The organism is Pseudomonas sp. FP1742, assembly GCF_030687145.1.
Taxonomy (GTDB): domain Bacteria; phylum Pseudomonadota; class Gammaproteobacteria; order Pseudomonadales; family Pseudomonadaceae; genus Aquipseudomonas; species Aquipseudomonas frederiksbergensis_D.
Genome location: NZ_CP117460.1, coordinates 191,195 through 203,671, shown reverse-complemented (window position 1 = coordinate 203,671; position 12,477 = coordinate 191,195). Strand labels below are relative to the sequence as shown.

The window sequence follows — 12,477 nt, the reverse complement described above, 5'->3', positions numbered from 1 at the left end:
TTATGGATTCCACTTGTTGGAGAGCGCGGGCCGCACGGTTTTCAGGTCCGGCTGGTTTTCGAGAAAGTTGTCCGGGTAGTAGCCGAAACTGGTGGCGCCCTGACGCTTGAGGCGGCCCATCCAGTCAGCCAACTGCTCGCCGTCGATGTCGGCGTCTTTGTTTTTCCTCCAGTCGCGGGCCTGCAGCTCGAACACCGTGCGATCGAGGGCGCCGGGGCGCGATTTGACCGTCGCCACCAGCGTTTCGAGCCAGGGGCCGGATTGCTGGAGGCTCTGTTTTTCCATCAGTGGCATGGCCATCGGCGCTGTCCAGTCGTAGGCGCCCAGGAAGTCGTCGAGGTTCTGCGCGAACCAGGCTTCGCTCTCGGGATTGAGCATTGGTTCGGCGAAAATATTGCGCGCCGTCTGCACTTGCGGGCCGCGAATGGCACGGACCTTGGCGGTCAGCTCATGAGTGAAGTCGATCAGGTAGCGACTCTTGAAGCGCGTCCAGCGTTGCAGGGTGGCCGGATCGTCGCGCAGGGTGGCAATCGAACCGGGCAGACCGTTGGCGGCATAGACCTTCAGGGCTTCGGGGCCGGCGTCTTCGAAGTCCGACAGCACCGCGTCATCGTGATAGAGGATGCCGTCGACCGAGGTCAGGCGCGCCACGTCTTCGTAGATTTCACCGATGATGCGCCGCACGTTCGGATCGAACGGTGACAAGCGTTTGTACTGGTCAGGATCGACTGACGTGGTGCCGGTTTTCGGGTCCCAACGGGTGACTCGCGGCAGCTTCGAATCCAGGGCAAAACTCAGTACCGGCATCCAGGCATAGACTTTGACGTGAGCCCGGGTGCGCAACTGCCAGGCCACGCGGTCAAAGAGGTCGGCACGCATCGGCAGGTGGCGGTTGGGGAAGTACAGCGAATGCACCAGGCCATCGCCCACAGGGTCGGCGAAAGCTTGCAGGAACACCGTGTTGGCGCCCATGTCGGCCATGCGCTGGATCAGTTTGCCGAGGTTGATTTCCTGTTGGGCCGGGTCCGGGTCGTAGACGTTGTCCAAGTCCACATGCACCACCCGCATCGGCGATTCGGCCTGCACCGCGACGATGCTGTTGGCGAAGTGTTCACCATCCGGGTCCGAGGCCACCAGAAAGCGCGGGCCGCTCATCAGGTTGTTAAGGGTATCGAGACCGTCGTCCAGGGTCAGGGCCATCTGATAACCCTGGTCGTTGATTACTTGCAGCGAGGTGCCATCCGCCACGCCGTACGGCCACACCCAGACTCGCGGTTTGTAGCCAGTGACCTTGCGGATCTTCTCCGAGATGGCCGCTACGTCAGCGCGCATCCGGGCCTGGAATTGGGCTTCGGTTTCGTAGCGCCCGGTCGCGGCGTCATAACGCCGGGTCGCGGCCGCCGGCTGCAGGTTGCCTTGTGGGTTAGCCAGCACGCCTTTGTGGCTGGCGTCGGTGTGGGCGGCGATTTCCACCAGGCCGGATCGGGAAATCTCGCGGATCTGCTCCCAGGTCAGGAAGTCCGAACGCTTGCGCGGTGTACCGGCGAAATCCACCGGCTGGTTCTGCGGCGTGTCGATCCACACCCCCACCGGCGCCAGCAAGGCGTGCCAGTTATAGGCGCGCAGCACCGGCATTACGCGGGTGTAGAAGCTCGAGTAACCATCATCGAAACTCAGCACGATCGCCCGTGGCGGCAGCTCGGGGCCGCCGTTGCGAGCGGCCATGACCTGATCGACGGTGACCGGTGTGTAGTTGTTCTCCCGTAGCCACGCCAGTTGCTCGAGCAGGCGCTCGGTGCGCACGGCCACCACCGCCTGATCGGGGTCGCGGTCTTCGACATCGTGGTAAGCGATCCCCAATACATGGTTTTTCGGCCAGGGCTTTTCATTGGCCGACACCGGGCGTTCGGACGGCGGCGCGAAGGTTGGGGCTTGCTGGGCACAGGCGCTGATCAACAGCACTCCCAGCAGGAGGATGAAACGCAAAATAAAAGGCATCTTCAAACTCTTCTAGAAGCGGTAAGTAAGGTCGACGAGCAGGCGCAGATCGGTTTCGCGGTCGCCGTCATAAGGCCGGTTGATCACGCTCAGCAGGCCGCCCACCTCGAACACGTCGTTCCAGCTGTAGCGCTGGCCGTAACCCAGCAGGGCGATGCCGCCGGTGCCGTGATCACGTTGGCTATAGGTGCCCGCACCGGCCTGGAACTGCTGGCTCCAGGAGGTTTCGTAGCGGTGATAGAGCACATGGTTGACGTTCACCGTCGGCAGCACGCTGAAGTCGGATTTGGGGTTGAAGTACGGCACGTCGTCGGACTTGGAGTTATGGCTGCTGCCGACTTCCAGGCCGAGGTCGACCTGCAACCCCGGCGCGCGGTAAACGCCCTCGCGACCGGTGAGCACCGCTTCGACACGGTTGTTGCCGTCGCTGAAGTGCGAGGGGCTGACCGCCAGTCTCCACTCACGGCTTTCATTGGCGCGCCAGCGGATAAAGCCGCTGCCGCCGTTGGCCGTGATGTCGCTGTTCAACGCTCGCAACGGCGTTTGTGCCGACAGGTATTCGAGGCTGCCGCCGTACTGCCAGTGATCGTCGATGTCTCGGGCAATCGCCAGGCGCGCGCCCTGTTTATCGCCGAAGCCATAGGAATGGTTGGAGACTTCCGCTTCCAGAGACATGTCACGGGTCCGCCGTTCGAGCCCGACGCGCTGGAAGCGATGGTGGCCAGTGCCTTCCTGGAAGTCGCCGGTGGCGTAACCGGCACCGGCGAACAGGCGCCAGTCTTCATTGATGGGCGGGCTGTACAGTGTGGTTTCGATGCCGAAATCGCGACTGCCGTTGACCGCCCCGGCGTCGCCGTTGCCACCGCCATAACTCTTGCCGCCATAGGCCTCCACCCGCAGCTCAGCCATGTCATGGACCGCACGCTGACGCTGCAAACGCTGCACCTGACGGTTGTCCGGGAAACGCGCGACCACATCGTCGGTCAGCGCGTCCATCTGCCGCCATTCCTGCAGGTCCATGGCCGTGTGGCCCTGAGCGACTTCCAGGCCGATATCCCGCGGGGCCATGCTTTCGGTTTCCTTGAGTTGATTCTCGGCGCGCCGTGGCCAGTCCCGGGCCAGGTACAGATCAGCCTGGGCCAGACGCAGTCCGACGTTGCCCGGCGCCTGATCCACCAGCGTCTGCAATCGCTGCTCGCCCGACGGCAGGTCGGCGCCATAGGTGCCGGCCTGGGCGGCGAGTTGCTGCGCGTCCATCCATTCATCGTTGGGGTTACCCACCGGCAAGCCCTTGAGCTCGACCCGTGGCTTTTGGGTCTTGGCCAGGTCCTCGGCGACCTTGCGCGCGTCATCGGCCTTGTCACTTTCGAGCAAGGCGTAATAGAGCGCGGTGCTGTCTTCCAGGCGATCGCCGACATCGGCATCCGGCGCTACCAGCACCTGGCGATACAAATCGGTGGCGATTTCCGGCTGACGCTGATCCAGATAGGACGACGCCACCCAACGCAGGGCATAGGTCGGAATCTTCACGCCTTCGGCGAGCAGTTTCTGGTATTCGGTGATCACATCGGCGGTGCGTGCACGGGCCTTGAGGGCGCCCATGCGATCGATTCGCCAGCGGATGACGTCATCGTGGGCCGCAGGGTCCGGCGTCCAGGTCGCCAGTAACTGGTCGTAATCGCCCAGGGCCCGGTCGGCGATCACATACCGTTCCGTTTCGCTGCGGGTGGCCAGCTCCGCCAGGCGCACGCGTTCGGCGGCCAGGTCACCTTCGAGACGGCGTTGCGTGACCGGATCAATCAACCCCGGCCGCTGACGCGCCAGGCGCAAGGCCGGTTCCGGCAAACGGGCACGTTGCAGGGCAATCACGTATTCGCGAGCGACTTCGGGTTTACTGCCGGCGCGAATGAAAGCCTGGTCGTATTCAAACAGTGCGTCGTAGGTGGCACCGGCGCGGGTCAAGGCGTAGGCCAGGGCCAGGCGGCGGGAGGGGTCATCCGGTTTCGCCGCCACCAGTGCCCTGGCGCGGGCAACCGCCTCGTCAGGTTTACCGGCGTCGGCCTGGGTCATCGCCAGGCCCAGCTGCAGGTCGGCATTTTGCGGTTCAAGGGCCAGGGCCTTGTTGTACACCTGGGTCGCCGAGTCCCAGCGCTTGAGGTTGCGATAGGCCCGCGCGGTGGCGGTCAGGGCCTGGACCGGCAACGCCCGATCTCGCCCTTGGGTTTCATAGACCTGTACCACTTCCGCATCCAGCCCCGCCCAGCTGGCGATCTGCAAGTGATCGCTGATCTGGCCAGTGGAGGCCTGGCTTACCGGCACCTGGCGCAACACCGTCAGCGCAGGCGTGTAGTTGCCGGCCCGCGCATCGCGAACCATTTGATCGTAAGGGGTATCGGCGAGCGCCAGCGCCGGCCACAGCAATTGGCCGCACAACGCAACGCGAAACAAGGGGCGCAGCCCACGATGAATAAAGGGACCAGCAATACGCGGCATTCGTCAGCATCCTTACATGGCCAGCCGGGTCCTGATGTCCCCTTGCCCACTCGTAACGGAAAGCCGGGTCGAAAGACCCAGCCAGGCTTTATCGAAGCAGTCTTGCATGCAAGCGTAGTCAATTATTCAGGGCACAATATTTCTTCAGATTCGTGACGCCCTCCAATGCCAGTTGTGGGAGCGGGCTTGCTCGCGAAAGCGGCGTCTCAGTCACTGTGATGTTGAATGTGCCGCCGCCTTCGCGAGCAAGCCCGCTCCCACAGGTTCCACGCTTAACTGACTGGTGTTGGGGCTTACCCCTCACCCCCGTTTCGAAACCCCAGACAGCAAAACGCCCGGCATCTGCTTGTTGCAGAGGCCGGGCGTTGCGCGAGAGCCTGCGGTTCTACTGGATCGTGGTAGTGCCGCCGAGTTTGCCCATCACGAAGCCGACAAATTCCTCAAGGGTCATTTTCTGGCCGTTGAAGTCCACCTGATTGTTGGCGTAATGCAGCTTGGTGACGACATTGTTACCGTCCAGTTTCGCCAGTTGCGTACCGACCGCCATGCTGCCGAACATGTCGGCGGTTGCACTCGCCTGATCGGCGATGAGCTTGGCGTCGGTCTGGCCGTCGATCTGCGACTGCACGGTGAGCACATCAACGAGCATTGGCTTGGACACCCGTACGTTGAAGTCCAGCAACGCGATCAACTGCTTGACCAACTGGTCTGGCGGCAGGTCCATGGATTGCGGCTTGGTCAGGTCCAGCACCAGGTTGGCGCGACTTTCACCGTTGCTGGTATTGAATGACAGGTTTTCCAGCGCCACCTGAGGGCCCGCGGCCAGCAGCTTTTCCAGACCGGTCTTGACCTGGGCCTCTTCGGCCGGGGTCAGGTTCAGTTGCGGCGCCGGCAGCCCGGCGGCAGTGGCTTCAGCAGCAGCCCTTTCATATGGCTGCAGTTTGGTCTGGTAGATCTGCATCAGCGACATCGTGGACGGGATGTCGAGGTTTTTCAGGCTCATGGCCATCTGCGCGGAACCGACAACCTTGCCGTTCAAAGACACTTCACCAACCTTGTAATCGGCACGCCCCGAAGCGTTGGTGCCCGACTCCTCGGTCTGGTTCTTCATTTCAAAGTTCTTGAAACCGAGTACCGACTGTTTGGGGCCGAAGGTGGTTTTGCTGTTGGTCAGCTCGAGGGTGTTTTCGCCGACGTAATAGCCGTACGTGCTTTTGGTCAGATTACTGGCCAGGGTCAAGCCGTTGAGCTCGACCTGAACCGGGGTCTGGTCTTCAGCCACGGTGGTCAGTTTCAGGCTGTCCATGTAACCGTCGGCCTTGACCTTTTGCGCCTGGGCACTGGCGGCCACGTCGAGTTTCAACCCGGTGAACGTCAGGTTGGACTTGTCATCCAGTGCCGCTTCCAGCGGCAGAAATTCGAGAGTGCCCTTGGTGGAGTTGTCATAACCGATGTTGACCACGCCTTTGACCGGCGATTTGTCCTTGGCGGCGGCAAACCACTTCTCGGTCAGCGGCGTTTTTTCCAGCTCATAGTGACTGGTGGCCAGCACCGGCAACCACTTCAGCGACATCAGACGCGAGAACGGCAACGGGCCGTGTTCGATGTGGTCGACGAACAACATCTCCATCGGCGTTTCACCAAACATCTCGCCCTCGCCCTTGAGGCGGTAGTGGGCGGTGCTGCTGAACACATGACGCTCCAGCGATACCAGCTCCAGCGACGCCGTGCCGTTGGAACCTGCCAGCGAAGCTTGCAGTTCCTTGTTGGCGTCGGCGATCGAGCTGTTCAGCACCCCCTCGAGTTTGCTGCCGGTGTACCAGGCGCCGCCAGCGCTGATTGCACCGATGGCCACGACAATTCCTAGAAGCACGCCTGCTGATTTATTCATGAAGTACCCGATCAATGTCCATTGTTGAAAGTGTGGTCGTCTTCCCTGAACCCATGACAGGTCGCGGTCACGACTGCGCTGAAAGTGACGAGGAGATTAGCATTTGCGCCGCGGAGCGGCCCAATGATTAAAGGTGAAAGAGTGTCCATAGGGTGCGGCTGCCTGTGGACAACTGGCAGGGGTCGAGAGTTTCGGCGATCGTTCAATCGCCTTCGCGAGCAAGCCCGCTCCCACACTGGAATGCGTTCCACTGTGGGAGCGGGCTTGCTCGCGAAGGCGTCAGCCCTGCCAATCCAACCTTACGAATACTGAACCTCGATCTCATCAAGCTGATGATCAAAGCTTTTCAATCGAGCGGTCCACGTATACACCAGCACTTCAAAATCCCGATTGATCACCGCCCCGCCGGTCACCTCCCCGCGCGGGTCGCAGAAGTCCAGCTGATAGCGTTCGCGGGCCATGGCGGTGGCGACATCGGACAGTTCACGGGCATTGTTGAGCCAGTGCCACCCCTCGTCGGCCACTTGCTTGTCCAGCGCCAGGCATTGTTTCTTCAAGGTTTCGAGGCTTTTTTCCAGTGGCGTGCCGGTGAGTTCCCCCATGACTTCCTGGAACGTGCGCCCCGGTTGCCAGTAACTGCCCCAGAAATACCGGTCGAACACCGTTTCAACCCGGCGCAAAGCCACTTTGGTGTCCCAGATCAGCACCAGGGTTTTACCTTGTTCGAGTTGTCGCTTCTTGATGCGCTGGTTCTGGAGCGAGGCCCAGGCGACCACCACGATGGCCATGACGGCGATCAGCGCCGCCGCGCTGTCGAGGAAGATCAGCGCCTTGTCGAGCTGGTGGGCCAGCATGACGCCGTAGAAATAAGTGGCCGACAGCAAAACCAATGCCGCAATGGCGCACCAGAAGCCGGGAGCATAAGGGTTTTTCATTATTAGATCCCCATGACCAACGCAAGCCTTGATCGACGGGTTCGCCGCGCGACCCCATCAAATCAAAGCATAGCAACGGCCTCAGGGTTTGCCGGGTTGTGAGCCTTGCGTTCGTCCACTTTCCCAGCCACCGCCCAAAGCGAGGAACAAATCGATCTGGCTCATGGCAACCTGGGTGTTGGCCGAGGCCAGTTGCGCCCGTACGTCGGTGTAGGTGCGGGTGGCTTGCAAGTCCGCCAGGAACGATGCGCGACCGGCCTGGAAGAAGCGGTGAGTCTGGTCTGCCGCCAGTTGCGCCGACTGTTCGGCATCCGCCAGCGCATCGCGACGCTGAAGTTGTGCGGAGTATTGCGCCAGGCCGGTCTGAGTTTCGCGGATGGCGTTGAGCACCACGCCATCGAAATGCGCCAGCGCGCCTTGGGTTGCGAACTCGGCCTCACGGATTCGCGCGCGGGAGCCGTTGGACGGCACGGTCCAGGTCAGCAACGGACCGAAGCCCCAGCGATTGGTCGACGGTTTGCCGAGGTTTTCCAGGATGCCGACCGTACCCACGGTCGCACCGATACTGATGTCCGGGTACAACTCGCCGGTGGCAATGCCGATGCCGGCGGTGGCCGCCGCCAATCTGCGCTCGGCCTGGCGCACGTCGGGTCGACGTTTGAGCAGCGTGGCCCCGTCTCCCACCGGTAACAATTGGGCAATTTTCGGCAGTTCGGCGCAGTCGCTGGTGCCCGCCGGCAATTGCTCGACAGGTTTGGCCAGCAGCATCGACAAGCGGAACAACCCGGCCTGACGTGCGGCTTCATAGCGCGGCAATTCGGCGCGCAAGGATTTGAATTGGGTTTGCGAACGGGTGACCTGGGTTTCATCACCGCGTCCGGCATCGCGCAAGCGCTGGGTCAGGGAGGTGCTCTGGGCTTGCAGGTCGAGGGAATGCTGGGCGATCTGCCGCTCTTCGTTGGCCGCGCAGACCTGGGTGTAAGCCCGCACCACATCGGCCACCAGGGTGATGCGCGCGGTATCCGCTGCCGCCTGGGTCGCATCGGCATTGGCTTTGGCCGCTTCGATGCCGCGCTGCAAGGTGCCGAACAGGTCGAACTGATACGAGGTCGCGATGCCGATATCGCCGACGTTGGCCACGGGCACTTTCTCCGGCAGCAAGAACGCTTCGCCGGACTCCTGCAAACGCTGGGCGCCGACCTTCACGCCGCCGCTCCAACCGCCCGCCGCCTGCGCTTCGTCGACCTGAGCGCGAGCCCGCGAAAGATTCGCCGCCGCCACCCGTAAATCGGTATTGGACGCCATGGCCTGCTGCACCAATTGGTCCAGACGCGGGTCCTGATACAGTCGCCACCAATCGCTGGGCACCGGCGCCGAGACCACATTTTTGCCGTTCACCGCCAGGTTGCCCTGAAAGTCTTCACGGTGCACGGCTGCCTCATCCGGCAGGTGATAATCCGGCCCCACCACCTGGCAGCCCGACAGCAGCAAGCCCAATCCGGCAACCGCCAAACCCGAGGCCCTGCTCATTTCGCCGGCTCCCCGGTTTGATCGTCGATGATCGACACGGTGGCCGTACGACCGGCAATCATGCGGAAATCTTCCGGCACCTCATCGAAAGCGATTCGCACCGGAATCCGCTGGGCCAGCCGCACCCAACTGAACGCCGGGTTGACGTTGGGCAACAGGTTGCTGCCACTGCTGCGGTCGCGGTCTTCGATGCCGGCGACGATGCTTTCGACATGCCCGCGCAGGCGCGCACGGTCGCCGATCACCCGAATGTTGACGCTCTGGCCGACATGAATGCCGTCCAGTTTGGTTTCTTCGAAATAACCGTCGATGTGGAAGGAATTGCTGTCGACCACCGACAACACGGGGCGCCCGGCGCTGACGAACTCCTGGGAGCGCGGCGCCCGGTCGTTGACGTAGCCATCCACCGGGCTGCGGATCACCGAGCGGTCGAGGTTGAGCTGGGCGCTATCCACCGTTACTTGCGCCTCCATCAACGCCACTTCGGCGCGGGCCACCCGGGACTGGCTTTCTTCCAGTTGCTCGGCCGGGACCAGATTGCCCAGGCCTCGGTTACGCTTGGCCTCGCGCTGGGCCTGGGCCAGGGTTTCCTGACGGTCGGCGACCGCCGCTTTGGCTTGGCGCAGGGCCAGCTTGAACCGGTCCTGATCGATGCTGAACAGCACCTGGCCGCGCTTCACCCACTGGTTGTCGCGCACCTCCACTTGCTGGATCAGCCCCGATACATCCGGGGCAATCTGCACGATGTCGGCACGGATGTGCCCGTCCCGGGTCCAGGGCGCGAACATGTAATACATGACCATGCGCCAGACCACGACAACGGCGAAGGTCACGATCAACAACGTCAGGACCACACGGCCAAGGGTCAAAAAAGGTTTTTTCATGTCATCAGGTATCGACTGAGTGAGTCCACGACGCCGAGCAGCACAGCGTAGAGAGCCACGTTGAACAATGCCCGGTGCCAGACCAGACGGTAAAAGTGCAGGCGCGTCAGCACCCCGTGCACCAACAGGAACAACACATAGGTAATGCCCATCAGCACCAGCAGCGTGGGCAGGAACACCCCGCTGATATCCAGATCACCGATCATAAAGGCGCTCCATCGATGCCATGGGGAAGCGGTTCCTCGAGTTCGCCCGTTCCGACAAACTCGACGCCCGGCAACAGCGCCAGACGCAGGCCGCTCAAGGCGTGCAGCAGATGCAGACGGGTTTCCTCATCACCTTGGCCGCCGAGGGCGCGGCGGGTGCGATCGAGGGTCATCAGCAACGGGCTAGGCGCCGGCAGACGTTCACCGGCCTTGAGGCAGGCCTTGAAGTACTCGCCGACTTCAGCCACCACCTGGCGCAGCAACGCCTGCGGCGCACCGGGCACTCGCGGCGAATAGGCGAGCAGGTCCAGCAGATTCAGGGCCACGCGCACTTCGCGCAGGGCGATGCCAGTGTCCTGGCCGGTCATGGCCAGTCGCGGCAAATGCTGCATCAGGCGATCGAGCATCTGCACGCCCATATGCCGGTGTTCGGCCAGCGTGGCCGGCTCGGTCAGGCCGACGATGTCGCGCCAGCTGAAACGGGTCAGGCGCTTGGCCGCCAGTTCCGCACCGAATGGCCGGGCGATCAGGGTCCAGATGAACGCGAACAGTAACCCCATGGGCCCGGCCAGGTTGGAGTTGGTGAAACTGAGAAAATCCGCGTCGTAGGCGCCCTGAATACTGATGAAGGACGAGGTGTTGACGATGGTCAGCAACATCCCCAGATAAAAGCGCGGCTGTACCGTCAAGGTACCGACGCAGATGAACGGGATGGCGAACGCCAGCACCAGCATCGGGAAGTCATGCAGGTTCGGCAGGATCAAAAACAGATAAAGGCCGGCGAACAGCACCGACATTGCGGTCCAGAAAAAGAACCGGTAGATCTGCGGTGCCGGGTCGTCCATTGACGCAAAGAAACTGCACGCCACCGCCGCGAGAATCACCGCGCTGCCGCCGTCGGTCCAGCCGAGCAGAATCCACAGCACCGAGGCGACGATGATCGCGGTGACCGTAGAAACCGCCGAATAGAGCATCAAGCCACGGTCGAGAAATGGCGACAGCCGACCCAGGCGCCAGTGCCGATACACCGCGCGCCAACTGTCCTGGCTCTCGCACTGAATGGCGTATTGCAGGCTGCGACAGTCTTGCCACAGATCGATCCACTCGCCGAGGCGATACAGCGCGTTGGAAAACAGCAATTGCTTGCGATCGTCTAGCGCCTCGGCACTGGGTTGCAGCGCCTGGAGCCGGTTTTTCAGAGCCTGCCAACGATCGAGGTCAGAGTCTTTATGGGCGAGCCACTCACTGGTTGCGGTCAGCAGTGGCGCGAACTTATCCACAAGCTCCGGTGTGCGCCGCTCGAGGGCATAAAGCGCATCGTCGAGGGCGTCGATCACCGGCAACAGATGAATCATCCGACCGCGCAGTTCCTTGGTATTGCGCACTGTTTGCGGTCGCGCGCCCTCGTGGGACAACTGACCGATCATCAATTCCAGACTGTTGAAGTTCGCCACCATCGATGAACGCAGGGCGCTGACTTCCTCCGGCTGCACGGTGCGACTGAGGAAACGCAAGCTGTAGGTCGAGGCATCGGCAAACCATTTGTTCACCGAATCGTTGAACACCGGCGCCAGCCGCCGTGGCCAGAACATGGCGCCGACCACTGCCGCGCAGGCGATACCGAGGAAGATTTCTTCGGTACGCGCTTCGGCCACGTCCCACACCGCCAACGGATTATTCACCACCGGCAAGGCGATCAGCGGCAAGGTGTAACCGGCGAGCATCAAGGCATAGCTGTTGGCGGTGCGCAGATGCAAGGACAGGAACAGCAAAATCCCGGTCCACAGTGCGATGACCACCACCAGCACATAAGGGCTCTGAACGAACATCGGCACAAACAACACCGCCGCCGCCGCACCGAGCAAGGTGCCTACCGCGCGGTACAACGCCTTGGAGCTGGTAGGGCCGAGGAACGGGCTGGAAACGATATACACCGTGGCCATCGCCCAATACGGACGAGGCATTTGCATGAGCATGGCGATGTACAGCGCGATCATCGAGGCCGCGAACGTGCGCACCCCGTAGAACCAGTCTCGCGCCGGGGGCACGCCGGTGAAAAAACCGCTCAAGGCTGAACCACCGGCAGATGATTGGCCGCTTCGAAGGCTTTGAGTACCCGTAGCGCCGCTTCCAGATCACTCTGGTCGATGCCTTCGAGCACCTCCTGGCGCAAACGCACCAACTCAGCTTCGACCGCCTGCACCAACTCGCGACCGGTCGCGGTCAGGCTCAGGCATTTGGCGCGTCGGTCATGAATGTCTTCGGTACGGCAGACGTAACCGGCATGACACAGCTGATCCAGCAGCCGCACCAGAGACGGGCTCTCCATCCCCGCCGCCTGCGCAACCGTCACCTGCCGCACACCCTCGCCCAAACGCCCGATCATCAATAGCGGGGCGGCGCAGGCTTCGGAGATCCCATAGTTGACCAGCGTGGTCTGGCAGATCTTCCGCCAATGCCTGGCGGCCACCACCATGGAGCTGCTGATGTTCATCTGGAGAGCGGCGAGATTCTTTGGCACGAGAGAATGTACACACTGT

Annotated in this window: 9 protein-coding genes; all 9 read right to left on the bottom strand. The window is 62.1% G+C overall.

The features are described from left to right. Entirely contained in the window at positions 1-1,998 is a 1,998-nt protein-coding gene (gene pgaB / locus PSH64_RS00845) for a poly-beta-1,6-N-acetyl-D-glucosamine N-deacetylase PgaB (protein WP_105347444.1), read from the bottom strand. 12 nt (positions 1,999-2,010) lie between these two features. Then, positions 2,011-4,491: a poly-beta-1,6 N-acetyl-D-glucosamine export porin PgaA gene (pgaA, locus tag PSH64_RS00840; RefSeq protein WP_305479627.1), complete on the bottom strand. Its 2,481-nt coding sequence runs from the start codon at positions 4,489-4,491 to the stop codon at positions 2,011-2,013. Positions 4,492-4,876: 385 nt separating this feature from the next. Next, positions 4,877-6,382, bottom strand: coding sequence for a YdgA family protein (locus PSH64_RS00835; RefSeq protein WP_305479626.1), 1,506 nt, complete (start codon positions 6,380-6,382; stop codon positions 4,877-4,879). A gap of 299 nt (positions 6,383-6,681) precedes the next feature. Next, on the bottom strand, positions 6,682-7,317 hold the full coding sequence (locus PSH64_RS00830) for an NADH:ubiquinone oxidoreductase subunit N (protein WP_105347451.1): 636 nt from the start codon (positions 7,315-7,317) through the stop codon (positions 6,682-6,684). An 81-nt stretch (positions 7,318-7,398) separates the two neighbouring features. Beyond that, entirely contained in the window at positions 7,399-8,847 is a 1,449-nt protein-coding gene (locus PSH64_RS00825; RefSeq protein WP_305479624.1) for an efflux transporter outer membrane subunit, read from the bottom strand. Beyond that, a complete protein-coding gene (locus PSH64_RS00820; protein WP_305479622.1) occupies positions 8,844-9,731 on the bottom strand; it encodes an HlyD family secretion protein in 888 nt (295 codons plus the stop codon). The genes PSH64_RS00825 and PSH64_RS00820 overlap by 4 nt, the downstream gene beginning before the upstream one ends. Further along, on the bottom strand, positions 9,728-9,937 hold the full coding sequence (locus tag PSH64_RS00815) for a DUF1656 domain-containing protein (RefSeq protein ID WP_105347459.1): 210 nt from the start codon (positions 9,935-9,937) through the stop codon (positions 9,728-9,730). Before PSH64_RS00815 ends, PSH64_RS00820 begins: the two co-directional genes overlap by 4 nt. After that, positions 9,934-12,006 carry an FUSC family protein gene (locus PSH64_RS00810; protein WP_305479620.1) on the bottom strand — a complete coding sequence of 691 codons (2,073 nt, stop codon included), beginning with the start codon at positions 12,004-12,006 and terminating at the stop codon, positions 9,934-9,936. Before PSH64_RS00810 ends, PSH64_RS00815 begins: the two co-directional genes overlap by 4 nt. After that, a complete protein-coding gene (locus PSH64_RS00805; RefSeq protein ID WP_305479619.1) occupies positions 12,003-12,431 on the bottom strand; it encodes a MarR family winged helix-turn-helix transcriptional regulator in 429 nt (142 codons plus the stop codon). Before PSH64_RS00805 ends, PSH64_RS00810 begins: the two co-directional genes overlap by 4 nt. Positions 12,432-12,477 lie beyond the last annotated feature (46 nt).